Raw genomic sequence first — 21,550 nt, forward strand, 5'->3', positions numbered from 1 at the left:
GGGCAAAACCGTTCATGCGAAGAGCCCGCACGCGAATGAAACCAGCGACAGGCAAGCGCAACAGATGAGCAGGCGCCGGAAATGAGCAAGCGCAAGAACGGGCTCACCTATGCCGAAGCGGGCGTCGACATCGACGCCGGCAATCTCATGGTCGAGAAGATCAAGCCGCTGGTGCGCGCCACCCGCCGGCCGGGCGCCGATGGCGAGATCGGCGGCTTCGGCGGTTTGTTCGACCTCAAGGCCGCCGGCTTCACCGATCCCGTGCTGGTGGCCGCCAACGACGGCGTCGGCACCAAGCTGAAGATCGCCATCGATGCCGGCAAGCACGATACGATCGGCATCGACCTCGTCGCCATGTGCGTCAACGACATCGTCGTGCAAGGCGCCGAGCCGCTGTTCTTCCTCGACTATTTCGCCACCGGCAAGCTCGATCCCGACCAGGGTGCCTCGATTGTCGGCGGCATTGCCGCCGGCTGCCGGCAGGCCGGTTGCGCGCTGATCGGCGGCGAGACGGCGGAGATGCCCGGCATGTATCACGACAAGGATTATGACCTTGCCGGCTTTGCCGTCGGTGCCGCCGAACGCGGCCAGTTGCTGCCGACCGACGACATCGTCGAGGGCGACGTGCTGCTCGGCCTTGCCTCGTCGGGCCTGCATTCGAACGGCTTTTCGCTGGTCCGTCGCATCGTCGCCGTAAGCGGCCTTGGCTGGGGCGATCCGGCGCCGTTCAATGACGAGGCGACGCTGGCCGAGGCGCTGCTCGAACCTACCCGCATCTACGTCAAGTCGATCCTCAAGGCGATCCGCAACACCCACGGCATCAAGGCGCTGGCCCATATCACCGGCGGCGGCTTTCCCGAAAACATCCCGCGCGTTCTGCCCAAGGATTTTTCGGCCGAGCTCGATCTCGGCGCCATCGAGGTGCCGCCGGTGTTCTCATGGCTGGCCAAGACCGGCGGCGTCGCGCCGGAAGAGATGATGCGGACCTTCAATTGCGGCATCGGCATGATCCTGGTCGTCGCCTCCGGCCAGGCGGCGCAGGTCGCTGCCGTTCTGCAGGAGGCCGGCGAGACGGTGACGCCGATCGGCCAGATCGTGCCGCGCCGCGATGCCGGCGTCATCTATCGGGGCTCGATTGGCCTATGAGGAAACGGACGGTCGTACTGATCTCGGGGCGCGGCTCCAACATGACGGCGCTGGTTGCGGCGGCGAGCAACCCGGCCTATCCGGCCGAGATCGTCGGCGTCATCTCCGACCGCGCCAATGCCGCCGGCCTTGGCATCGCCGCGGCGCGCGGCATCGCCACCAGAGTGATTTCGCGCTCCGACCATGCCAGCAAGCAAGCGCATGACGAGGCGATCGATGCGGCCCTCTTGTCGTTCGGCGCCGAGATCGTCGCGCTGGCCGGCTACATGCGCATCCTCGGCGCGCGCTTCGTGGAGAAGTGGCAGGGCCGCATGATCAATATCCACCCTGCCCTGCTGCCTGCCTTCAAGGGGCTGGATACGCATGCGCGGGCCCTCCGCGCAGGCATGCGCATCCATGGCTGCACGGTGCATTTCGTCACGCTCGACATGGATGACGGGCCGATCATCGCCCAGGCCGCCGTGCCGGTGATGGTCGGCGACAATGAGGACACGCTGGCCGCGCGCGTGCTCAAGGCCGAGCACCAGCTCTATCCGCTGGCGCTGGGGCTGGTCGCCGAAGGCAAGGCGCGAATGGAAGGCGGCCGCACGGTGTTTTCGCGCTTCGCCGACGATGCCGACAACGCCACGTCGGTGGTGATCGCGCCCGACCCGCTGCGCGAAGAGACCGATCTCGAGCACCTGGCGCGGATAACGCCGTAAGAGTCAGTTCTTGAATTTGGTAGCAAATTTTGCTACCGTTTTCGTGAGGAGACGGCTTGATGGCGACAGTCGAAAAAGTCAGCGTAGCGCTTTCCCCGGAACTGCTGGACATGGTCAAAGGCGCGGTGGCCAGCGGGCAGTACGGTTCGGCAAGTGAAGTGATCCGCGAGGCACTGCGCGAATGGCGGCTTCGCCAGCCCTTGCGCGAGGCCGAAGCGGAGCGGTTGCGGAAAGCCTGGACGGAAGGGCTGGAGAGCGGTCCGTTTGCGCCGTTCGACATCGAGGACATAAAACAGAAAGCCCGCAGCCGGTTGGGCAACACCAGCAAAAACCGGCGGAATGGCTGACATCCGCATTGTCCGCAGCCCGGCGGCAGAAGACGACCTGATCGATATTTGGTTTGGCATTGCAAGGGACAACCCGCTTGCCGCGGACCGCTTTTTGGATGCTATTGCCGTGCGCATCGTGCAATTGGGCACATTCCCGGGATCCGGTCCCAAGAGGCCCGACATCGCTGCCGAGGTGCGGGCGTTGACGATCGGCAACTATCTCGTGCTTTATCGCCTGGCCGAACAGCGCGTCGAGATCGTCCGCGCCGTACACGGCGCACGCGATGTCTCGGCATTGTTTTGATAGATTGCGGACAAGCAAATGGACGTTTTCGACAGCGCGATCCGGCAAAAGCGTGATCTCGCCGGCGTCTTCGAGTACGACGCGGCGGACGATCCGAAAAGTGCACGGCATGTTTTTATCTCTGTCGGATCGAGGACGGAGGAGTAGGTCCCGTCGTCGGTGCAATTCACGTTCGATCGGGCGATTGGGCCATCACTGAAGCAGACATTTTGGTCAGATGGGATAAAGATGAAGGGCGTGTAGGCCTGTTCATCTTTGGTGCACTTTGGGCGAGTTTTGATACCGTCACAGGTGCAAGACATGACGGCGGATATGGGAAAGACTTTCAGCCCGACATCCCTTGGACTTGAGTTGAATCCATGAAGCAACTGCTGCTCCTGCGTCACGCCAAGTCGAGTTGGGACGATCCCGACCTCATCGACTTCGACCGGCCGCTGTCCGCGCGCGGGCTGAAGGCAGCACCACTGGTCGGGCGCGAACTGGCCCGGCGCGGCTGGCTGCCGGAGCTGGCGCTGGTGTCGCCGGCGCTGCGCACCCGCGACACGTGGCGGCTGGTCTCGGCGGAATTGCCGGCGAAGGTGCAGGCCAAATTTTCCCAGGCGCTCTACGAGGCAGCGGCGGCGGACATCCTCGCCAAGGTGCGGCAAGTAAAGGCGGGGACTGGAACGCTGCTGGTGCTTGGCCACAATCCCGGGCTGGAGGAGTTCGCGCGCGGGGTTGCCGGGGCTGGATCGGACCAAGCGGCGCTGAAGAAGCTGGCGGAAAAATACCCCACCGCGGGCCTGGCTCGGTTCGACGTCGACGGCGATTGGACCGGTCTCACCTTCGGCAGCGCCCGACTGACGCACTGCATTTGGCCGAAGGATATTCGCTAGCGACTGCCTGACAGGCCGGGGGATCGCCGACCTTTCGACCAAACCCGGCTTCGCGCAAACAAAAGCGGCGGGCCAAGCCCGCCGCTCTTCGTGCTCCGGGGTTTGAGGAACTATCGGCCCCAGTTGCCCCGGCCAGATTGGGGCACTACGGGTTGATCCGCGCCGAACCGGGTCGTCGCCTCGGTGTCGACAGCGTTGTGCTCGGTCGTCAGCGGCTTGCGGATGGAACCGGTAAACCCGCTGTCGATGCTGCCGACAGGCGCGTTGCCAACAGGCGCGGCCGGCTGGTTGACGCCGTCCGAACCATAGTGATCACTGCCTGCAAAGGCGCTGCCCGTGGCGACGAGGACGACGGTGGCGACGGTAAGAGCAATCTTGGTCATTTCAGGTACTCCAGTGTACTGGTCATTCGTGAGTTGTCGTTGCTTTCGACGCATTCGAGATGAGAGCGCTGTCCGCGCCGACGAATACGCACCCGGCTTTTTCCGATGTGCACGTTGCTGGACGATTTCAGCAACCGAGATTGTGGCTACAGATGAAACCTGCAAATCAAAGTATTCGATTGGCGCAGGATGCTATTCGGCGCACACGCCCGTTGATACGCGAAAGCAAGAGTAGCGGGCCAAGCCCGCCGCTCTATGTGTTGCAGGCCGTGATAATCAGCGGCCCCAGATGCCTTGGCCGGATTCAGGCGCCACCGACTCGGAGGTTATCTTGGCACCGGTATGCTCGGAAGTGACCGGCTTGCGGATCGAACCGGTGAAGGTGTTGTCGACGTTGGCAGCAGTAGCAGCCGGCTGGTTGACGTTGTCCGAGCCATAATGGTCGCTGCCGGCAAAAGCAGTGCCGGTGGCAACGAGGATGGCGGCGGCGGCAAGAGCGAGCTTGGTCATTTCGGGTACTCCGGTAGTTCTCTGGTCTGTCCGTCAAGTAGCGTGCCTCGGGAGGAATTCGCGTCGCTCGGACCACCCCGAGATGGGTCGGCAAGTCTGTCGTTTCCAATCACGAAAATTTTGTGCCGGTGCGCCAAATTGGCCGCTTGAAATCCGGCATAAGGTCCCCTTCTGCCACAATATTCTGTTTTATTTCAATTAGTTACGCGGTCAGTGGTGATTTGCCGCGCGAACATTCTTTGAGCCGGCGTTCACCCTTTCCTGTACGCTCTGTCAGCAGAACCGAACCGTTCGGTTCGAGTAGTTTTACGGTTGGCTGATCAGCGCTTTCAGAGGCTCGATCGACATTCCTGCCGACGGGCGCCGTGAAATTCACGCTGCCAGCTCAGCGCCGGCGGCATCGTGCTTGGGCCGCGCGCTGGCCAGAAGCACGACCGGGCAGTTGCAGGCGGCTAAAACAGCGCCGGCTGTTTCACCGAAGAACAGGTCCTCACCCGGACGTTGGGTGACGCCCATCACGACGATCGCCGCTCCTTTGGCCGCCTCCCGGGTGATCGCCTTGTCGGGTGTGACGCGGGTATGGAACGCTGTGTCGATATGCAGGCCGTAGCGGCCCGCCAGATCAGCGATGTCTTTCAGGACGGCCTCTTCGCGGCTATGCGACACCGATGTCGACCTGCGGCCCTTGGCTGCCTTTTGCGAGACGTAGAGAACCTTGATCCGCGCCCGGTTTGGACGGGCCAGCGCCAGCGCCAGGTCGGCGGCGCGACGCGCCACCTGGGTACCGTTGACGGGGACGAGAATGCTGGTGCCGGCCTTCAGCGTCGGCATCTTTTCGCCAGCATTGCCGCCGTTCAGGACCAGGCAAAGCGGGCCGTCAAATCCTGCGGCAATATCGTTGAGGGCCGGCGCGAAGGCGCCATCGGCGGTCAGCACATTGTCCAGGCCGACCAGCAACAGGCCGTATCCCTTGCGGGCCTCTTCGGCGATCGTCTCACCCGTGGCTTCCAATTCGGTGCGGGCCGTCAGATGGACTTTGTCGACAAGCGTATCTTCGGTCCGTTTCACCGCCTGAGCGCTCTTTTTTGCACCCTTTTTGATTTCCTGGAGGGCGCGCTCCTGTCCCTTGCTGTCGGTCGGCCTGTCAACTCGGCCGTCTTTCGGCTGAAGCAAGGTGGTGGGCAGGCGAAGCAAGGTGGTGGGCATGCCGCTGCCTCCGCCGACCAGTCCGGCGAGATATGCGGTGAACTTGCCGATCCTGCTGTCGTCGACCAGCACCAGCAGCCTCTCCAGCCTGGAAATGAAGCCGTATTCGTCCAACGCCTCGCGCTCGACACGCTGCTGCTCGTCGTGCCCAACCGGCAGCCGGCCGAGCGCCCAGCGCAGCATCGGCGGCATGGCCAAGGTGGTGATCACGGCCATGGTGACGATCATGGTGAAGAGATTGTGCGACAGGATGTTCATCGACAGGCCGATGCTGGCGACGATCACCTCGGTCGAGCCGCGTGCGTTCATGGCACTGCCGACGGCGATTGCTTCCTTGAGCGACATGGCGGCGAGCTTGGCGCCGATGAACGCGCCGCCAAACTTGCCGATGCTGGCGATGATCACGAGAGCGCCCGTCAGCATGGCAAGGGTTGGATCGGCGAGCACTGTGAGATCGGCGGAAAGCCCCGCCATGCCGAAGAAGATCGGCATGAACAGCGCGGTGATGACGCCGCGAAGCTGACCTTCGATATGGCTGGAGAGGATGGGCGATTCCCCGACCAGGATGCCGGCGACGAACGCCCCCAGCACGGTATGGACGCCTATCAGATTAGTGATCAGCGCCATCGCTCCCATGATGATGAGGATCATGGTGATCACCGCAAACTCGCTGCGGAATTGATCGTTGGTCCAGCGGATCAAGGTGAAGACAAGACGGCGGCCAATGGTGAAGGAGAACACCATGAACAGTGCCACCGCGGCGATGGTGGTCACCAGCGGCGCGAACTGTAGCTTGCCATTGGTGGCGATGCCGAAGGTTACGGCGATGACCAGCCAGCCGATCGTGTCCTCGATGATCGCCGAGGAAATAATCACCTGTCCGAGGTTGCGGCGCATGAAGTTCATCTCGCGCACCACCATGGCGACGACCTTGACCGACGAGATCGACAGCGCCGTGCCCAGGAACAGCCCGGCGACGGTGCGCTGCGTGGGGTCAGCCAGCAATGCGTCCGGCAGGAATTGCGCCAGCGCAAAACCGAAGATGAAGGGCACCACGACGCCGGTAGCCGAAATGGAAAAACAGGCCGCGCCAACCCGGCGCACCAGCCGCAGGTCCGTCTCCATGCCGGTCAGCAAAAGCAGCATCAGGATGCCGAGCTGCGAGACGGCGTCGATCATGCCCTTTTGCGCAGGATCACTGGGAAAGATCAGGTGCTGGGCCGACGGCCACAGCCAGCCGAACAGCGAAGGACCGAGCAGGATGCCGCCGATCAGTTGGCCCATGATTGCCGGCTGGCCATAACGCTGCAGCACTTCGCCCAAGCCGCGCCCGACAAGCAGCAGAAGCACGATCTCGGCGACGAAAGCGCCTTCGCCCGAACCACCCATGCCGGAGGCCCGGGTACCGGCAACGAGCGTCTGCGCTGCCCAGGCCGCCCCCGGGACGAAAGCGCAAACCAGCAGCGCCAGGCTGGAACGTGTCGGAGCCTGCCAAGCCATGAAACCCCCATCGCCCAATGCACGTGTCCAACAACGCGCGACAGGGCGTTGCGTTGCTAGACAGGGCGTTGCGTTGCTAGACGTGGACGTCACCGAAGGAGAGTTCGCCGTCGTCGCTCTCTGTCAGAAATGCTGTCACCAGCAGGCCCGCATAGAGGACGGCGACCAGCACGACGATGACGGCGCCCGGAATTGGACCCAAGGCAGCACTGGCGACCGCCTCACGCATCGACCCGACGAAGCCGATGCGGACACCTTCGGTCAGAAGACTGGGGGTCGACAGTTTGAGGATCCAGGCCAGCAGCAGGATCAGCAGCATGTAGATGTAATTGCGACGCAGGCGGCGCGCCAAAGCCATGCGTTGCGAAATCAGGAATTTCGGCGCGCGCAGGCTCTCGCCGACGATCAACAGCCAATCGGACGCGAAGTCCGGCTGCGGCGAGAATATCTGCGCGAAATAGTGCCGTTCGAACTGGCGCACGCGAGCCCGGTAGAAGTCGAAGAAGCGATATCGGCGGGCCTCTATCCACAGCAGCAGCAGAACAAGCAGCATGGCAAACAGCAGCACGCCATGGTGAGCGCTGGCTGTCGAAAGCGAAACGGACAGCATTGCTGCGACAACGGTTATCGCCCAGTTGCTCGTCCGGTCCAGGCGGTCACGCCACCCAGCCATGCGCGCAATCTCGGCGCGATGAAAGTGGGACATCGTGGTTACGAGTTCGCCGGACGACAGTGTCCTTCCGATGGGATCCGGCGCCGGCAACACTTCTGCCATGACAATGCCTCCACCCGCCACGCGAAAACGGCCGGATGGAGATATCGTTCCGACGCTCAATCCGCCGGGCGCAGCCAGACCTTGTTGTCGTGGAAGGCGGCGCCGCCATAGGGCGCCGGCGCATCGGCGCCGGTCAGCACGTTGATGCCCTCGCCGCGCTCATGGGCGCTGTTCGGCCAGATGCCTTCGGCGACGACGACGCCGCGCTTGATGCCGTCGAACAGCTTTGCGTGCAGCACCACCTCGCCACGCTGGTTGCCGACTTCGACACGGCCGCCGTCGGCGACGCCGAGTGCCGCCGCATCATCGGGATGCAAGAGCAGCTCCGGCCGGCGCTCTTTTGCCTGCGATACCGGCGTTTCGGCAAAGGTCGAATTGAGGAAATTGCGCGCCGGCGAGGTGGTCAGCCGGAACGGGTGCGCCTCGTCCGCCACTTCGATCAGGTCGACATGGTCGGGGAATTCCGGCAGGCTCGCCACCGGCCCGAACAGGCCCATGCTTTTCGGTGGCCGGTTGGGCGCGGCCTGGCCCGTCCAGTCGGCGCGAAAATGGAACTTCTTGTCGGCATGGCCGAAGCCGTCGAGGAAATGCGCGGCCGCGAAATCCGGCTGCAAATCGACCCATTTCTGCTCTTTCAGGCTCGAAAAGCTGCCCAGCCCGCGCTTGCCCAGAATGATGTCGATATGCTGCTGCTCGGTCATGCCGAAGCCAGGACGATCGGCGACACCGAGCCTTTTGCCGAGCTCCTCGATGACGAAATGGTTGGTGCGCGGACCTTCCGGCGGGTCGATCAGCTTCGGCCCGAGTGTGATGTGCTGGTTGCCGCCACCCTTGTAGACGTCGTCATGCTCGAGAAACATCGTCGCCGGCAGCACCACATCAGCGAGCTTGGCGGTGTCGGTCATGAACTGCTCGTGCACGCAGGAAAACAGATCATCGCGCAGAAAACCTTGCTTCACCAGCCGCTGCTCCGGCGCGACATTCACCGGATTGGTGTTCTGGATCAGCAGCGCCGTCACCGGCGGGCCGCCATAGAGCGCATCCTCAGCCCCGGTCAGCACCGGGCCGATGCGCGAATGATCGAGATGACGGATCGCGGGGTCGCGCATCCGTGTGCCTTCGAGCAGTTCCTGGTTGAGCTTGAAGATGCCCGAATTGGAATGGAAGGCGCCGCCGCCCTCATATTGCCAGCAGCCGGTAACCGCGGCGATCGCGGCCGCGGCGTGCATGTTGACCGAACCGTTGCGCTGCCGCGAAAAACCGTAGCCGAGGCGAAAGTAGGTCTTCTTCGTCGTGCCGACGAGACGGGCGAAGGCCTCGATTTCGTCGACGGAAAGCCCGGTGATGTCTGCGGCCCATTGCGGCGTCCGCGTATTAAGATGCGCTTCCAGACCGTGCGGATCGTCGGTGTATTTTTCCAGATAGGCGCGGTCGGCCATGCCGTCACGGAACAGCACGTGCATCACCGCGCAGGCCAGCGCGCCGTCGGTGCCGGGCTTCAGCACCAGGCCGAGATCGGCCTGCTTCATCGTTGCATTTTCGTAGACGTCGATGACGACGATCTTGGCGCCGCGTTCCTTGCGCGCCTTGATGGCGTGGGTCATGACGTTGACCTGCGTGACCACGGCGTTGGTGCCCCAGATCACCACGCAGTCGGACTTTGCCATTTCGCGCGGGTCGGGGCCGCGCAGCGCGCCGGCGCCCATCATCCAGCCGGTCCAGGCCAGATTGGTGCAGATCGAACCGAAGAAGCCGGAATATTTTTTGGCGTGCCTGAGCCGCTCTATGCCGTCGCGCTGCACCAGCCCCATCGTGCCGGCATAGTAATAGGGCCAGACCGTCTCCGAGCCGTATTTTGCCTCCGCCGCGATGAATTTTTCAGCGACCAGATCGAGCGCCACCTCCCAGCTCGCTTCCTTCCAGGCGCCGTCGCCCTTGGCGCCGGCCCGCACCAGCGGCTTCAGCAGGCGGTCGGGATGATGGACGCGATCGGCGTAACGGGCGACCTTGGCGCAGATGACGCCGGCCGTATAGCTGTTGGCCTTGGCGCCATGGACGCGGCCGATGCGCCTGGCGTCGAGCAGCTCGACCTCGAGCGCGCAGGTCGACGGGCAATCATGCGGGCAGGCCGAATGGCCGATTTTGAGCTTGGCATACTGATTCATGGGTGCAAACTAGCCGTTTATGGCGGCGGCGTGTAGGGCCAGTTACCCGCCATCAATGCGCTTGAGCAAGGCGTTGTAGGCGCCGCATTTCGGGCAATGTATGTGGCGCTCGACATGCGATGATCCGGCTCCGGCGTCGATGACCAGCAGATTGCCGTCTCCACACTCAGGGCATTTTACGACAGCTTCGGAATTGACAACCAAAACCTTGGCAGCTTCGATCCAAAGTTTTGTCGACATCGTCCTACTCCGCCGTGCCTTCCTCGTACTCCGCCGACATCGACAGCCATTTTTCCTCATGGCCGGCCAGCTGTTGCGCAAGTTGTGAGCGCTCCTTGGCCAGCCTTGTCGCGGTCGACGGGTCCTTTTCGTAGACGGCCGGGTTGGCGAGTTCGTCCTCGATCAGGTCGATGCGCTTGCGGAGGCGGTCCATCAGCGCTTCGGTGGCGCGGATTTCCTTGGCCAGCGGCTCGAAGGCTGCGCGGCGCGCGGCTGCGTCGCGGCGGCGGTCGGCCTTCGAGGCTTTGTCCGCCTCGCGCTTGCCGCGGCGGTCGCCGGAGACGCCGGTGACCAGCGTCTTATAATCCTCGAGATCGCCGTCATACGGATTAACCGCGCCGTCCTTGACCAGCCACAGCCGGTCGGCGGTCGCTTCGAGCAGATGGCGGTCGTGCGAGATCAGGATGACCGCGCCGGGAAAATCGTTCAGCGCATGGATCAGCGATTCACGGCTGTCGATATCAAGATGGTTGGTCGGCTCGTCGAGGATGAAAAGGTTCGGCCCCTCGAAGGCCGACAGGCCCATCAGGAGCCGCGCCTTCTCGCCGCCGGACAGATCCTTGGCCGCGGTATTCATCTTTTCGGTGGTCAGGCCGAACTGGGCGACGCGGCCGCGCACCTTGGATTCCGGCGCGTCCGGCATCAGCCGGCGGACGTGTTCATAGGCGTTTTCATCGGGCCTGAGGTCGTCGAGCTGGTGCTGGGCGAAGATTGCCACCTTCAGCCCGGGCGCCACGGTCATGGAGCCGGTCTCCGGCTTCAGCCGGCTGGCCAAAAGCTTGGCGAAGGTCGACTTGCCGTTGCCGTTGGCGCCGAGCAGCGCGATGCGGTCGTCGGCATCGATGCGCAGCGTCATCTTCTTCAGGATCGGCGCACCCTCGACATAGCCGACATTGACGTTGTTCAGCGCAATGATCGGCGAGGCCACCGTCTTCATCGGCTCCGGAAAGGAGAACGGCCGCACCGTGTCGTTCACGATCGCGGCGATCGGCTTCATCTTCTCCAGCGCCTTGATGCGGGACTGCGCCTGCCTCGCCTTCGATGCCTTGGCGCGGAAGCGCTCGACGAAGGATTCCATGTGCTTGCGCGCGGCTTCCTGCTTGACGCGGCCCTTCTCCTGCAATTCACGCTGCTCGGTGTATTGGCGCTCGAACTGATCGTAGCCGCCGCGCCAGAAGGTCAGCTTCTTCTGGTCGAGATGGACGATCGAATTAACGGCGCGGTTGAGCAGGTCGCGATCGTGCGAAATCAGCAGCACGGTATGCGGATATTTCGACACGTAGTTTTCCAGCCACAGCGTGCCTTCGAGGTCGAGATAATTGGTCGGCTCGTCGAGCAGCAGCAGATCGGGCTCGGCAAACAACACGGCGGCCAGCGCGACGCGCATGCGCCAGCCACCGGAGAAGGACGAGGCCGGGCGCCGCTGCGCGGCATCGTCGAAGCCGAGGCCGGCGAGAATGGTGGCCGCGCGTGACTCGGCCGAGTGCGCATCGATATCGGCCAGCCGCATGTGGATGTCGGCGATGCGGTGCGGGTCGGCCGCCGTCTTTTCCTCTTCGAGCAGTGCACTCCGTTCGAGGTCGGCCTTGAGCACGATCTCGATCAGCGGCTCCTCGGTGCCCGGCGCTTCCTGCGCCACCTGGCCGATGCGCGTGTTCTTGGGCAGGCTGATCGAGCCGGTCTCGGAGGCGAGATCGCCGGTGATCGCCTTGAACAGGGTCGTCTTGCCGGTGCCGTTGCGGCCGACAAGGCCAGCCTTGCTGCCGGCCGGCAAGGTCAGCGAGGCATGGTCGAGAAGCAGGCGTCCGGCCATGCGGAGCGAAAGGTCGTTGATGATCAGCATGGCCGGGCTTTTGCACGGGACAACCATGCTTCGCAAGGGCTTGAGCCCCGGTTCGCCGCATAAGCCGCGAAAACCGACAAGGCTGGTGATGTCGACCCCGCGCGCCGCGACTTCCCGCAAAACGCAAAAAGAACCCGCTATCCTGAGGGGGGACAAGGAGAGCGGGCTCTTTCGTGAACGGCGGCCTTGGGAGCGTCCGATCGACATCCAAACACGCAGCAGCTTGGTTTGTTCCATGGGAAGAACGAACTATGTGATGAACAAACGCTGCTGTGGCCGGCAGGTTTGTCCACAGGGGCGTGCCGTCTGTACGCTATCAACCATGACGCTGCGGAAAGACTCGGCTATCCTTGGATGTGCGGCGGGCCTGATCTCCGCCTGGCCGGCGCCATCAGCTTCCTCCCAAGCGGCGCCGGCCACCTTCCTTGACCGGCGCCGACGCCATTTGAGGCGGTCATTGTTTCGGCGGCGTGCCGGGCTGATCGCCGCCGGTCGTCGACTTCGGCACCGGATTCTTGTCGACCTGCGGGTTCTGATCGACCGTGTCGCCAGGGGCCTTGGTCGGCTGGATATTGTTGTCGCAACCCGCAACGGTCAGAGCTGCCATAAGCAGCAGGATTGAGCGCTTTTTCATCGCAGTCTCCTCTCGCCCGACAACGAGGCGTCGGCGATTTGGTTGCGCGGCCGGCGTCGTTCTCGCATTCGCCGAGGAGCCCGGGAACAAAATGCCGTGTCTCCGGTTGCTGCACAATCAATGGAGGATGGCATGATCCGTCTGCTCATCGCCGGGGCAATCGTCTATGTCGCCTATCGCGTCGCCAAGAAAGTGATCGACGAGGTGCCCGACGATTTCGATCCGCTGCTGCTGCCGCCGCCACAGGACGATCGCGAGGCGCTGCGGCGGCAATCGGCAAGGATGGGCGTCGAGCCCGAGCGTTAGTCGACAGGCCTGCCCGCAAGGCTTCTTCGTTCACGAGCCCTATTCCGGCTCCGCAAACCGTTGCGAACAAAGCAGAAACGATGCTTGATGGGCGATGAACCTCGCCGCCCGTGATTCGTCCTTCCAGCCGGCCTATCTGGCGAAGCTCAACGCCGAGCAGCGGCTTGCCGTCGAACATGGCGACGGCAAGATCGCCGGGCCGTTGCTGGTCATCGCCGGCGCCGGCTCCGGCAAGACCAACACGCTGGCGCACCGGGTCGCGCATCTGATCGTCAGGGGTGCCGACCCGCGCCGCATCCTTTTGATGACATTTTCGCGCCGTGCCGCAGCGGAAATGGCCAAGCGGGTCGAGCGCATCGCCGGCGAGGTGCTGGGGCGCGATGCCTCGGTGATTACCGATGCGCTGAGCTGGGCCGGCACGTTCCACGGCATCGGCGCCAGGCTGCTGCGCGATTATGCGCTGGAGATCGGTCTCGATCCGGCCTTCACCATCCACGATCGCGAGGATTCCGCCGACCTGATGAACCTCGCCCGCCACGAGCTTGGGTTTTCAAAGACCGAAGCCCGCTTCCCGACCAAGGGCACCTGCCTTGCGATCTATTCGCGCGCCGTCAACGCACAGGCGCCGCTCGGCGAGGTGCTGGGTTCGGTGTTCCCGTGGTGCGCCGGCTGGGCCGAACAGCTGAAGCAATTATTCGCACGATATGTCGAGGCCAAGCAGGCGCAGAATGTGCTCGATTACGACGACCTGCTGCTCTACTGGGCGCAGATGGCCGGCGAGCCGGAAATCGCCGCGCATCTGGGTGCACGTTTCGACCATGTGCTGGTCGACGAGTACCAGGACACCAACCGGCTGCAGGCATCGATCCTGACGGCGCTCAAGCCCGACGGATCGGGGCTGACGGTGGTCGGCGACGACGCGCAGTCGATCTATTCGTTCCGCGCCGCGGAAGTGCGCAATATCCTCGATTTTCCCAAGCAGTTCGCGCAGCCGGCGGAAGTCGTCATGCTGGAGCGCAATTACCGCTCGACCGAGACCATCCTGGCGGCCGCCAATGCGGTAATCGGCGAAGCGTCGGAACGTTTCACCAAAAATCTCTGGACCGAGCGCAAATCTGCGGAAAAGCCGAAGCTGGTCAGCGTGCGCGACGAGACCGAGCAGGCGAGCTATGTCTGCCAGGCGATACTCACCGAACGCGAGGCCGGCACTGTTCTCAAATCACAGGCGGTGCTGTTTCGCGCCTCGCACCATAGCGGCCCGCTGGAGATCGAGCTGACGCGCCGCAACATCCCCTTCGTCAAGTTCGGCGGGCTGAAATTTCTCGATGCAGCACACGTCAAGGACTTGCTGGCCGTGCTGCGCTTTGCCGAAAACCCGCGCGACCGCGTCGCCGGCTTTCGCGTGCTGCAACTTCTGCCGGGCATCGGCCCTTCGGCCGCCAATGCGATCGTCGAGACCATGGCAAATTCGCTTGACGAGACGATGGGGCTTGCCCGCTATCGGCCGCCGCAGCGTGCCGCCGACGACTGGCCGGGCTTTGTCGCGCTCTATAGCGGCCTGCGCGCCGGCGCGCAAAAATGGCCGGCCGACATCGAACAGGTCAGGCTCTGGTACGAGCCGCATCTGGAACGCATCCACGAGGATGCAACGACGCGCCGGGCCGATCTCCTGCAGCTCGAGCAGATCGCTTCCGGCTATGCGTCGCGCGAGCGCTTCCTTACCGAGCTGACACTCGATCCGCCGGACGCGACCAGCGACGAGGCCGGCCCGCCACACCGCGACGAGGATTATCTGATCCTTTCGACGATCCATTCGGCCAAGGGCCAGGAGTGGAAGAACGTCTTCGTGCTCAACACCGTCGACGGCTGCATCCCGATCGATCTCGGCGTCGGCAGCAAGGAGGATGTCGACGAGGAGCGGCGGCTGCTCTACGTGGCGATGACGCGGGCCAAGGACAGCCTGCACCTGGTCATGCCGCATCGCTTTTTCGTCCATGGCCAGGCGGCGCGCGGCGACCGCCATGTCTATGCCTCGCGCACGCGCTTCATCCCGCGCTCGATCCTCGGCGCCTTCGAGCAGGTGGCATGGGCCAGCGTCCAGGCCAGAGACGATCCGCGCCGCCAGCCGCAGGTACGTGTCGACCTCGGCGCCCGCATGCGCGGCATGTGGAAATAGGCACCCGCCTCGACGTCGGCGCTGCTCGCCCGGCGACCGCTCCCGGAGCCGGCGAAAAAACAATCCCGGCAACATGGAACCTCGCGCCGTGATCCGCGTTTCTGCCCGACCCCCAGACCGGAGAACGGCGTCCGCCGTGACCTCCGCCCATTCGAGAGGCCAGAATGCACGACAGGACGTTTTCCACCCCGGTCGCCCTAACCGTTGGCGCCGGCTACAAGCGTACGATCGCTTCGTTCTCCGAGATGCACGAATTCCTGACCGAGTTCCCGCCTTCGCGCCGCCGGCTGAGCTATGGCGCCGCGGTGAAGGCCTGCGAGGCGGCACGTGCCGGCGATATCTCGGCCGAAGCGGCACGCGACGCCCTGATCACCTTTGCCGTAACGGCAGGCATCCTCTGGCCGGCCGCCCAGCCGGCGGTCTCGGTCAAGCCGGTCGCCCGGGGCCTCGGCGGCTACGCCGCCTGACAGAAACGACCATCAATGGACCGTCATCGGGCCGCCGCCCGGCGGGTCGCCCGCTGCCGCGGTTTCGAAACTGACCTGATCGCGGCCGTTCGATTTGGCCTTGTAAAGGTGCTTGTCCGCCACCACGAACATCTCGGCGTAGGTGGTCGGCCCGCTGAAGGCGACGCCGCCGATGCTGACCGAGAGAGGACAGGGCCGGCCGCCAGGCGAGAACTCCGCCTCACGGACGCGCCGGCGAATTGTCTCCGCCACCAGCCAGGACTGCGAAGGATCTGCGCCGGGAAGGAAAACCGCAAATTCCTCGCCGCCGATCCGGCCGACGATGTCGGCGCCGCGCAGCTGGCCCTGGATTGTCCTGGCGATCAGCTTGAGCGCCTGGTCTCCGCAGTCGTGGCCGAGGCGGTCGTTGACGGATTTGAAATGGTCGGCATCGACGATCAGCAAGGCTCCGGCATTTACGACGGAATGGCTGCGGGCCTGTTCGAGATAGGCCTCGACGAGCATGGAAAATGCACCCCGGTTGAATACCGCCGTCAGGCTGTCGGTCGCCGCGACGACGGCCAGTACCTTCTGCGCGATCGCCAGCTGGCGCATTTTCCACATGAGGAAGAAGAAGAACGAGCTGGCCAGGACAAGCGGCAGCAGCAGGTCTGTGAGCTGCGCCCGCCACAGCGCTTCCGGCGACAAATATGGGAAATTAAAGGAATCGACGAGGAATGCGGCTGCAATGCAGACCGCCGTGCCCGCGACGGTAACGGCCACGACCCTGCCCCAGCTCGTTGGGGACAAATCGATCTGCATGCTTTTGCTCCTGCTTCAGCAGGCTACCTTGAAGCAACAGCGCAAACGAAGTCCTAAGACTTTGCTTTCAATTCGATCGCAGTCGAAGCGAACCAGCCGTCGAGATGGCGGCCAGATAAGAAGATCGGTCCTAAATCAGCTGCCGTCTGATGCTCATCCGGGTGACCGCGGTCACAAGAATGGCGCCGATCATGAAATAGATGGTCGCGACGATGTCGCCCTGGTGGAAATAATAACCGGAGTTGAGGAGCGCCAGGACCACGGCGAAGAACGCCACGAGGCGCAAGGGTTCATTGGGCATGCGTGCCAATTCTCGCTGTTGCTGCTGAATGCTGCTGAAGCGGCCGCCCTCACGACCATCCGCTCCATAAAATGTTTCGGTGCGTTTTGCAATCTCGGCAGATCGTCCTCTATCCTCCGTCCGCTTCACCAGCCGCCCCAGGTTCAGGCGAAAGCCCTGCCCTCCTCGCTGCGCTGGAACATCGTCAGGTCCAGTCCGAGGCTTGGCTTGCCCAGAATGGTCAGGATCGCATGCGCCTGGCCGCGGTGGTGGGTCTGGTGGTTGAAGAAGTGGTCGAGCGCCGGCGCCAGCCGCTGCGAGACGGTGCGCATATCCGAGACGGTCATGTAGGAGAAGCGGCCCGACAGCGCCTTGTCGCTCAGGCCGTCGACCCAGTCGATGATCCGTTTGTCCTCGGCCTCGCGCGCCAGCCGCAAGCCTGGCAAGGCGCGGTGCAGGATCGTGTCGAGCCTTGCCGGCGCGTCGCCCTCGCCGGTGAAGCGTTTCATCCAGATACGGTCGGCTGCCAGGAGGTGGTTGAGCGTTCCCATCATCGAACCGAAGAAGACGCCGACATTGCGGTCGAACTCTTGCTCGTCGAGATCGGCGGCGGCATCGTAGATGCGGCCGTTGGCCCATTGATTGTAGGCCGCAAACATCCTGAAATGCTGTTTCATTTTCTCCCGACCTGCGAGACCCCCTGCGCGGGTCTGTTTCGGGCATAGTTAGACTGCAAGGACGCTGCCGCCAATGACCATTCTGCTCTATGACCTTGTCGGACGCGATGCCGCCCGCCCATTCAGCCCACATTGCTGGAAGGCGGCGATGGCGCTGGCCCACAAAGGGCTCGACATCACCAGCGTGCCGACCCGTTTCGTCGAAGTGCCGAAGGTGGAAGGCGGCGTCTCGAAGCTCGTTCCGGTGATCCGCGACGGCGAGACGGTGGTCGCCGATTCCTTCGCCATCGCGCTCTATCTCGAGGAGACCTATCCCGAGCGGCCGACATTGTTTTCCGGCGACGGCGGCAAGGCGACGGCGCGCTTCATCGAACGCTGGTCGCAGCTGACCATCCATCCCTACGTCACCACCGCTGCGATACTGGACCTGCACGCCATGCAGGACGAGGCGAACGCCGCCTATTTCCGGCAGAACCGCGAGCAGCGCTTCGGCAAGCCCCTGGAGGCGGTTTACGCCACCCGCGACGCCGGGCTCGCCGGCTTCCGCGCCTCGCTGGAGCCGCTGCGCTCGATGCTTGGCTATCAGCCCTTCATCGGCGGCCGGTCGCCGCTATTTGCCGACTACATCGTTTTCGGCGCGCTGCAATGGGCGCGCATCGCCACGCCCTACCGGCTGCTCGACGACAGCGATGTCATGGCGCAATGGTTCGAACGATGCCTCGATCTGCATGGCGGCCTCGGCCGCACGGTTGCGGCCGCAGCGATCGCCCCGCTCGAGAGTTGAAATCGGCAGTTTTTATCGGAGGCGCCACATTTTGTTCTTGCTTTGTGCCGGCAGCTATGCTACTAATCTCGATATGGTGATGTTTCGCACCGACGCCCGCCCGGCCTGCCGAGGCGGGTTTTGTTTTGCCGATCGAGGTCCAACGGCGTTGCCGGCAGGGATGTCGTCCGGCCTTAGCTGCAAGTTGCCAGCCGGCGAAATGCGACAATGCGGGTAGACGAAGTGTCGCTCGAAGCGCCTCATCAGCGCCTGGATCGAAGCAAACAAGACGAACATCCGGCGAACCGGGCAATCACAACAAAGGCAACGCGCCATGACGGCAAACCCAGAGTTCCCGGCCGATTTTCGCGCTGCGCTCGCCAACCTTTTCCTGTGGCGGCGCGACGTCAGGCGGTTCAAGCCGACGCCGCTCCCCGATGGAGCGCTGGAGCGGCTGCTCGAGCTTGCCAGCGCCGCGCCGTCCGTCGGGCTGAGCCAGCCCTGGCGCTTCGTCGTCGCCGAGAGCGAAGCATGCCGCGCCGCCGTCAGGGCCTGCTTCGAGCGCTGCAACGCGGAGGCACTCCAAACCTTTTGCGGTGAACGCGCCGCCCTGTATTCGCGCCTGAAGCTTGCCGGCCTGAATGAGGCGCCCTGCCAGCTTGCGGTTTTCGCCGACCGCGCAACCGAGCAAGGGCATGGGCTTGGCCGCCTGACTATGCCAGCCACCATAGACTATTCAGCTGTCATGGCGGTCCACACGATGTGGCTGGCGGCGCGAGCCGAAGGAATAGGCATGGGCTGGGTCTCGATCCTCGATCCGGCCGAGATGGCGACGATCCTGGACGTGCAGCCGGAGTGGACACTGATCGGTTACTTCTGCATCGGCTACCCCAGCGAGAACCACAGCGTGCCGGAACTGGAACGGGAAGGCTGGGAGGTCCGGCGCGCTTCGATCGTGATAAGGCGGTAGTGCAATGGCGGCGCTGCCATCCTCTTTGCGCTGAAGAATGACTCCTCCCCCTGCAGGGCTGTGGATGTCATGGATGGTTTCGCCGATCGTCATCATTGCCAGCAAGACACCATGGCAAAGCCAGTCGTGACGGCCTTGACCTGAGGAAGGGCATAGAATGTTTCGCTACGACATGCAGGCCGAGATCTGGGTCTATCCGGGCAAGGGCGGCTGGCATTTCGTGACGCTGCCGCCGGAGTGTGGGGCCCGGATCAAGACGGCGACGGTGGGGATGGCAAGGCCCTGGGGCTCGCTTGGCGTGGAAGCCGTCATCGGCCAGACCAGATGGCGGACATCGCTGTTTCCCGACAAGAAATCCGGCAGCCTGCTCTTGCCGATCAAGACCGCGGTGCGGGTTCGCGAAGGCCTCGGGGCTGGCGACACGGCCAACCTGACGATCGAGATGCAGTTATGACGACGTAGTCTCAGGCTGGCGACGACGCGCTATAGGGCGGCCAGTCGATCGGACCCAAAGTGAGTACGGTTTCTGGAAAATCCGATGCTCAGCAAAAAGATGGAGCGGCGGCATGGTTCGACTTGAAAGTCCGCCGCCCCAGCGCAGAAATGCGTGCCGGGCCGGCCTCCCCTTGGCAAGGCAGCGGGCGGCTTGTATAGAGCCCGCCACCCTCAATTCCACTCTCCATCACAAGGACGATCCCATGGCGCTCGAACGCACCTTTTCCATGATCAAGCCCGACGCGACCCGTCGCAATCTCACCGGCGCTATCACCAAGATACTGGAAGATGCCGGCCTGCGCGTCGTCGCTTCGCGCCGGGTGTGGATGAGCCGCCGCGAGGCGGAAGGTTTCTATGCCGTCCACAAGGAGCGTCCGTTCTTCGGCGAGCTGGTCGAGTCCATGTCGTCGGGCCCGACAGTCGTGCAGGTACTGGAAGGCGAGAACGCCATTGCCAAGAACCGCGAAGTGATGGGCGCAACCAATCCGGCAAGCGCCGCCGAAGGCACCATCCGCAAGCTGCACGCGCTGTCGATCGGCGAGAATTCCGTGCACGGTTCCGATGCGCCGGAAACCGCCGCGCAGGAGATCAAATACTGGTTCTCGGACACCGAGATCGTCGGCTGAGCCGGCATCCCGAACCCCATCAAAGAGGCCGGCGCAACGCCGGCCTTTTTTGCTAAAGCGCGTCGCGTTCGACCGGTCTCATGCGACGGGCTTCAGGTTCTTGTCTTGATGCATGTCGTTATCGCAAAACCGCTGCACAGTTTTGCGCGACATGCAGTGGCGGACATTTTCAGCTTCAGGCTCCTCGACGGGTCACGGGTGCGTTAAGCTCGGAGGGGCGGATCAAACGCGGTCCCGACAATGGAGCCGACCAGGCCATGACCAGCACCATTCCCGGTTTCTTCCAAGGCACCGAAATGCCAACCGGCGGCTGGTGGGAAGCGCTGTGGCCCGAGCCTGCCAGTGTCCTGGCGGCAGTCGGCATGAAGCCCGGCACGGACGTGGTCGACCTCTGCTGCGGCGACGGCTGGTTCTCGCTGCCAATCGCCAGGGTCGCCCGTCATGTAATCGCTATCGACATCGATGCCGATCTGCTCGAAGTCGCCAGGCGGCGGCTGGCCGAAGGAGGCGCGAGCAATTGCGAGTTTTTGGCGGGCGACGCCTATGAACTTGCCAGGCTGGTGCCTCAAACCGTCGACTTCGTCTTTATCGCCAACGCTTTCCACGGCGTTCCGGATCGGCCGCGGCTTGCCCGCGCCGTGCGCGCGACGCTTGGCCCTGCCGGTCGTTTTGCCATCGTCAACTGGCACCAGTATCCGCGCGAGCAGACCACGGTCCTGGGCGAGCCGCGCGGGCCAAAGACCGAGCTGAGGCTGTCACCCGAACAGACCACCGCGTCGGTGGAAGCGAGCGGGTTCAAGCTCGCCGAGCTGGTTGATGTGCCGCCCTATCACTATGGCGCGGTATTCAAACTCGCGACGAATTGAGAAATATCGCATGAGATGCGGCATCGTCGCCCGATACATGTCGCCCGCCGCCCCCTAGCGGCGGGTTCTGCCAGTCTATTTCGCCTCGCGTTCCTTCACGTTCGCATGTTCATTCGCCGCTGCCGTGTCGGTGGACGGGGTCTTGGTCTCTTCACCTGAAAACGGGCTGCCCTGCCCCGGTGCGAGATCGCCGCTATGGCCGGCCTTGTTGGTCTGGAACGGTTGGCTGTCCGCTTTGAGACCGTGGTCAAGAGCATTGACGAGATGGTCGTCCGCCTTGGCAAGGCCGGTAAAGGCAAGGAGCGATGCACCGGTGGCGGCAAGGATAAGCGTGTGCGTTTTCATGTCTGGACTCCTTTGAGTTAAGGCCAGAACGAGCCGCAGCCATTCTGGCGGCTTCAACGAAGGGACAAACGTCCCTTTTGCCTTACCCGCCATTCATGAAGAACTAACGCGCCCCCTGCCCGGCCTAT

The 21,550-nt window shown here is 63.5% G+C and carries 26 protein-coding genes; 14 read left to right on the forward strand and 12 right to left on the reverse strand.

Features of this window, described 5'->3' with window-relative positions; all coding sequences use genetic code 11:
* The first annotated feature begins 81 nt into the window (after window positions 1-81).
* The 6 genes from purM (at window position 82) to NKJ81_RS21405 (ending at window position 3,355) form a co-directional block, all read left to right on the forward strand.
* Window positions 82-1,146 carry a phosphoribosylformylglycinamidine cyclo-ligase gene (purM, locus tag NKJ81_RS21380; RefSeq protein ID WP_352472623.1) on the forward strand — a complete coding sequence of 355 codons (1,065 nt, stop codon included), beginning with the start codon at window positions 82-84 and terminating at the stop codon, window positions 1,144-1,146.
* Window positions 1,143-1,847 carry a phosphoribosylglycinamide formyltransferase gene (gene purN / locus NKJ81_RS21385; RefSeq protein ID WP_352501881.1) on the forward strand — a complete coding sequence of 235 codons (705 nt, stop codon included), beginning with the start codon at window positions 1,143-1,145 and terminating at the stop codon, window positions 1,845-1,847. Before purM ends, purN begins: the two co-directional genes overlap by 4 nt.
* 59 nt (window positions 1,848-1,906) lie before the next feature.
* A complete protein-coding gene (locus tag NKJ81_RS21390; protein ID WP_352457662.1) occupies window positions 1,907-2,194 on the forward strand; it encodes a type II toxin-antitoxin system ParD family antitoxin in 288 nt (95 codons plus the stop codon).
* Window positions 2,187-2,480, forward strand: a complete 294-nt coding sequence (locus NKJ81_RS21395; protein ID WP_352541638.1) for a type II toxin-antitoxin system RelE/ParE family toxin — start codon at window positions 2,187-2,189, stop codon at window positions 2,478-2,480. Before NKJ81_RS21390 ends, NKJ81_RS21395 begins: the two co-directional genes overlap by 8 nt.
* An 18-nt stretch (window positions 2,481-2,498) precedes the next feature.
* On the forward strand, window positions 2,499-2,627 hold the full coding sequence (locus NKJ81_RS21400; protein ID WP_352541639.1) for a hypothetical protein: 129 nt from the start codon (window positions 2,499-2,501) through the stop codon (window positions 2,625-2,627).
* A gap of 212 nt (window positions 2,628-2,839) precedes the next feature.
* Window positions 2,840-3,355 carry a SixA phosphatase family protein gene (locus NKJ81_RS21405; protein WP_352541640.1) on the forward strand — a complete coding sequence of 172 codons (516 nt, stop codon included), beginning with the start codon at window positions 2,840-2,842 and terminating at the stop codon, window positions 3,353-3,355.
* A 110-nt stretch (window positions 3,356-3,465) separates the two neighbouring features.
* On the opposite strand, the gene NKJ81_RS21410 is transcribed toward NKJ81_RS21405, so the two are convergent.
* From NKJ81_RS21410 to NKJ81_RS21445, 8 genes are all read right to left on the reverse strand, one after another.
* Window positions 3,466-3,738 (reverse strand): DUF680 domain-containing protein, encoded by a 273-nt coding sequence (locus NKJ81_RS21410; RefSeq protein ID WP_352541641.1) that lies wholly within the window; start codon window positions 3,736-3,738, stop codon window positions 3,466-3,468.
* A gap of 276 nt (window positions 3,739-4,014) precedes the next feature.
* Window positions 4,015-4,248, reverse strand: a complete 234-nt coding sequence (locus NKJ81_RS21415) for a DUF680 domain-containing protein (RefSeq protein ID WP_352541642.1) — start codon at window positions 4,246-4,248, stop codon at window positions 4,015-4,017.
* A gap of 372 nt (window positions 4,249-4,620) precedes the next feature.
* Entirely contained in the window at window positions 4,621-6,843 is a 2,223-nt protein-coding gene (locus tag NKJ81_RS21420) for a cation:proton antiporter domain-containing protein (RefSeq protein ID WP_502904309.1), read from the reverse strand.
* A 187-nt stretch (window positions 6,844-7,030) separates the two neighbouring features.
* The gene (locus NKJ81_RS21425) at window positions 7,031-7,729 is read right to left on the reverse strand and encodes a DUF2270 domain-containing protein (protein ID WP_352472615.1); all 699 of its coding nucleotides are present in this window, start codon (window positions 7,727-7,729) and stop codon (window positions 7,031-7,033) included.
* A 56-nt stretch (window positions 7,730-7,785) separates the two neighbouring features.
* Window positions 7,786-9,894 carry a molybdopterin-containing oxidoreductase family protein gene (locus NKJ81_RS21430; RefSeq protein WP_352541644.1) on the reverse strand — a complete coding sequence of 703 codons (2,109 nt, stop codon included), beginning with the start codon at window positions 9,892-9,894 and terminating at the stop codon, window positions 7,786-7,788.
* Window positions 9,895-9,936: 42 nt separating this feature from the next.
* Window positions 9,937-10,134, reverse strand: a complete 198-nt coding sequence (locus NKJ81_RS21435) for a hypothetical protein (protein WP_352541645.1) — start codon at window positions 10,132-10,134, stop codon at window positions 9,937-9,939.
* 4 nt (window positions 10,135-10,138) lie between these two features.
* Complete coding sequence (locus NKJ81_RS21440; protein ID WP_352541646.1) at window positions 10,139-12,016, reverse strand: ABC-F family ATP-binding cassette domain-containing protein; 1,878 nt, start codon at window positions 12,014-12,016, stop codon at window positions 10,139-10,141.
* Between the two features lie 454 nt (window positions 12,017-12,470).
* Window positions 12,471-12,650: a hypothetical protein gene (locus NKJ81_RS21445; protein ID WP_023677659.1), complete on the reverse strand. Its 180-nt coding sequence runs from the start codon at window positions 12,648-12,650 to the stop codon at window positions 12,471-12,473.
* Window positions 12,651-12,782: 132 nt separating this feature from the next.
* On the opposite strand from NKJ81_RS21445, the gene NKJ81_RS21450 reads away from it, so the two are divergent.
* From NKJ81_RS21450 to NKJ81_RS21460, 3 genes are all read left to right on the forward strand, one after another.
* Window positions 12,783-12,956: a hypothetical protein gene (locus tag NKJ81_RS21450; protein ID WP_023677660.1), complete on the forward strand. Its 174-nt coding sequence runs from the start codon at window positions 12,783-12,785 to the stop codon at window positions 12,954-12,956.
* Window positions 12,957-13,050: 94 nt separating this feature from the next.
* Window positions 13,051-15,132, forward strand: a complete 2,082-nt coding sequence (locus NKJ81_RS21455; RefSeq protein ID WP_352541647.1) for an ATP-dependent helicase — start codon at window positions 13,051-13,053, stop codon at window positions 15,130-15,132.
* A gap of 164 nt (window positions 15,133-15,296) precedes the next feature.
* Window positions 15,297-15,599, forward strand: coding sequence for a DUF982 domain-containing protein (locus NKJ81_RS21460; RefSeq protein WP_023677662.1), 303 nt, complete (start codon window positions 15,297-15,299; stop codon window positions 15,597-15,599).
* 12 nt (window positions 15,600-15,611) lie between these two features.
* Here NKJ81_RS21460 and NKJ81_RS21465 read toward each other — a convergent pair whose 3' ends face one another.
* The 3 genes from NKJ81_RS21465 to NKJ81_RS21475 all read right to left on the reverse strand — a co-directional run bounded on the left by NKJ81_RS21465 (window position 15,612) and on the right by NKJ81_RS21475 (window position 17,357).
* Entirely contained in the window at window positions 15,612-16,400 is a 789-nt protein-coding gene (locus NKJ81_RS21465) for a GGDEF domain-containing protein (RefSeq protein ID WP_352472609.1), read from the reverse strand.
* 130 nt (window positions 16,401-16,530) lie between these two features.
* Window positions 16,531-16,830 (reverse strand): hypothetical protein, encoded by a 300-nt coding sequence (locus NKJ81_RS21470; protein WP_352541648.1) that lies wholly within the window; start codon window positions 16,828-16,830, stop codon window positions 16,531-16,533.
* Window positions 16,831-16,844: 14 nt separating this feature from the next.
* Window positions 16,845-17,357 carry a DinB family protein gene (locus NKJ81_RS21475; protein WP_352541649.1) on the reverse strand — a complete coding sequence of 171 codons (513 nt, stop codon included), beginning with the start codon at window positions 17,355-17,357 and terminating at the stop codon, window positions 16,845-16,847.
* Between the two features lie 73 nt (window positions 17,358-17,430).
* Between NKJ81_RS21475 and NKJ81_RS21480 the strand changes: the two genes are divergently transcribed.
* The 5 genes from NKJ81_RS21480 (at window position 17,431) to NKJ81_RS21500 (ending at window position 21,077) form a co-directional block, all read left to right on the forward strand.
* Window positions 17,431-18,141, forward strand: a complete 711-nt coding sequence (locus NKJ81_RS21480; RefSeq protein ID WP_352541650.1) for a glutathione S-transferase family protein — start codon at window positions 17,431-17,433, stop codon at window positions 18,139-18,141.
* 313 nt (window positions 18,142-18,454) lie between these two features.
* Entirely contained in the window at window positions 18,455-19,090 is a 636-nt protein-coding gene (gene bluB / locus NKJ81_RS21485; RefSeq protein WP_352472605.1) for a 5,6-dimethylbenzimidazole synthase, read from the forward strand.
* Window positions 19,091-19,247: 157 nt separating this feature from the next.
* The gene (locus tag NKJ81_RS21490) at window positions 19,248-19,544 is read left to right on the forward strand and encodes a DUF1905 domain-containing protein (RefSeq protein WP_352472604.1); all 297 of its coding nucleotides are present in this window, start codon (window positions 19,248-19,250) and stop codon (window positions 19,542-19,544) included.
* 244 nt (window positions 19,545-19,788) lie between these two features.
* A complete protein-coding gene (gene ndk, locus NKJ81_RS21495) occupies window positions 19,789-20,211 on the forward strand; it encodes a nucleoside-diphosphate kinase (protein ID WP_023677669.1) in 423 nt (140 codons plus the stop codon).
* Window positions 20,212-20,468: 257 nt separating this feature from the next.
* Entirely contained in the window at window positions 20,469-21,077 is a 609-nt protein-coding gene (locus tag NKJ81_RS21500) for a class I SAM-dependent methyltransferase (protein WP_352472603.1), read from the forward strand.
* A 75-nt stretch (window positions 21,078-21,152) separates the two neighbouring features.
* Here the strand turns inward: NKJ81_RS21500 and NKJ81_RS21505 are convergent, their stop codons facing one another.
* Window positions 21,153-21,422: a hypothetical protein gene (locus NKJ81_RS21505; protein ID WP_352501870.1), complete on the reverse strand. Its 270-nt coding sequence runs from the start codon at window positions 21,420-21,422 to the stop codon at window positions 21,153-21,155.
* Window positions 21,423-21,550 lie beyond the last annotated feature (128 nt).

This window comes from Mesorhizobium sp. M0018, assembly GCF_040323955.1.
Classification (GTDB): Bacteria; Pseudomonadota; Alphaproteobacteria; order Rhizobiales; family Rhizobiaceae; genus Mesorhizobium.

Excerpts from the sequence above, each read along its gene's own strand:
- purN (WP_352501881.1), top strand. The coding sequence starts at position 1,143 with ATGAGGAAACGGACGGTCGTACTGATCTCGGGGCGCGGCTCCAACATG.
- NKJ81_RS21390 (WP_352457662.1), top strand. The coding sequence starts at position 1,907 with ATGGCGACAGTCGAAAAAGTCAGCGTAGCGCTTTCCCCGGAACTGCTG.
- NKJ81_RS21405 (WP_352541640.1), top strand. The coding sequence starts at position 2,840 with ATGAAGCAACTGCTGCTCCTGCGTCACGCCAAGTCGAGTTGGGACGAT.
- NKJ81_RS21475 (WP_352541649.1), bottom strand. The coding sequence starts at position 17,357 with ATGAAACAGCATTTCAGGATGTTTGCGGCCTACAATCAATGGGCCAAC.
- NKJ81_RS21450 (WP_023677660.1), top strand. The coding sequence starts at position 12,783 with ATGATCCGTCTGCTCATCGCCGGGGCAATCGTCTATGTCGCCTATCGC.
- purM (WP_352472623.1), top strand. The coding sequence starts at position 82 with ATGAGCAAGCGCAAGAACGGGCTCACCTATGCCGAAGCGGGCGTCGAC.
- NKJ81_RS21410 (WP_352541641.1), bottom strand. The coding sequence starts at position 3,738 with ATGACCAAGATTGCTCTTACCGTCGCCACCGTCGTCCTCGTCGCCACG.
- NKJ81_RS21460 (WP_023677662.1), top strand. The coding sequence starts at position 15,297 with ATGCACGACAGGACGTTTTCCACCCCGGTCGCCCTAACCGTTGGCGCC.
- NKJ81_RS21415 (WP_352541642.1), bottom strand. The coding sequence starts at position 4,248 with ATGACCAAGCTCGCTCTTGCCGCCGCCGCCATCCTCGTTGCCACCGGC.
- NKJ81_RS21445 (WP_023677659.1), bottom strand. The coding sequence starts at position 12,650 with ATGAAAAAGCGCTCAATCCTGCTGCTTATGGCAGCTCTGACCGTTGCG.
- NKJ81_RS21400 (WP_352541639.1), top strand. The coding sequence starts at position 2,499 with ATGGACGTTTTCGACAGCGCGATCCGGCAAAAGCGTGATCTCGCCGGC.
- NKJ81_RS21395 (WP_352541638.1), top strand. The coding sequence starts at position 2,187 with ATGGCTGACATCCGCATTGTCCGCAGCCCGGCGGCAGAAGACGACCTG.
- NKJ81_RS21420 (WP_502904309.1), bottom strand. The coding sequence starts at position 6,843 with ATGGGTGGTTCGGGCGAAGGCGCTTTCGTCGCCGAGATCGTGCTTCTG.
- NKJ81_RS21490 (WP_352472604.1), top strand. The coding sequence starts at position 19,248 with ATGTTTCGCTACGACATGCAGGCCGAGATCTGGGTCTATCCGGGCAAG.
- NKJ81_RS21435 (WP_352541645.1), bottom strand. The coding sequence starts at position 10,134 with ATGTCGACAAAACTTTGGATCGAAGCTGCCAAGGTTTTGGTTGTCAAT.
- NKJ81_RS21430 (WP_352541644.1), bottom strand. The coding sequence starts at position 9,894 with ATGAATCAGTATGCCAAGCTCAAAATCGGCCATTCGGCCTGCCCGCAT.
- NKJ81_RS21440 (WP_352541646.1), bottom strand. The coding sequence starts at position 12,016 with ATGCTGATCATCAACGACCTTTCGCTCCGCATGGCCGGACGCCTGCTT.
- NKJ81_RS21425 (WP_352472615.1), bottom strand. The coding sequence starts at position 7,729 with ATGGCAGAAGTGTTGCCGGCGCCGGATCCCATCGGAAGGACACTGTCG.
- NKJ81_RS21505 (WP_352501870.1), bottom strand. The coding sequence starts at position 21,422 with ATGAAAACGCACACGCTTATCCTTGCCGCCACCGGTGCATCGCTCCTT.
- NKJ81_RS21480 (WP_352541650.1), top strand. The coding sequence starts at position 17,431 with ATGACCATTCTGCTCTATGACCTTGTCGGACGCGATGCCGCCCGCCCA.
- NKJ81_RS21455 (WP_352541647.1), top strand. The coding sequence starts at position 13,051 with ATGAACCTCGCCGCCCGTGATTCGTCCTTCCAGCCGGCCTATCTGGCG.
- NKJ81_RS21500 (WP_352472603.1), top strand. The coding sequence starts at position 20,469 with ATGACCAGCACCATTCCCGGTTTCTTCCAAGGCACCGAAATGCCAACC.
- bluB (WP_352472605.1), top strand. The coding sequence starts at position 18,455 with ATGACGGCAAACCCAGAGTTCCCGGCCGATTTTCGCGCTGCGCTCGCC.
- NKJ81_RS21465 (WP_352472609.1), bottom strand. The coding sequence starts at position 16,400 with ATGCAGATCGATTTGTCCCCAACGAGCTGGGGCAGGGTCGTGGCCGTT.
- ndk (WP_023677669.1), top strand. The coding sequence starts at position 19,789 with ATGGCGCTCGAACGCACCTTTTCCATGATCAAGCCCGACGCGACCCGT.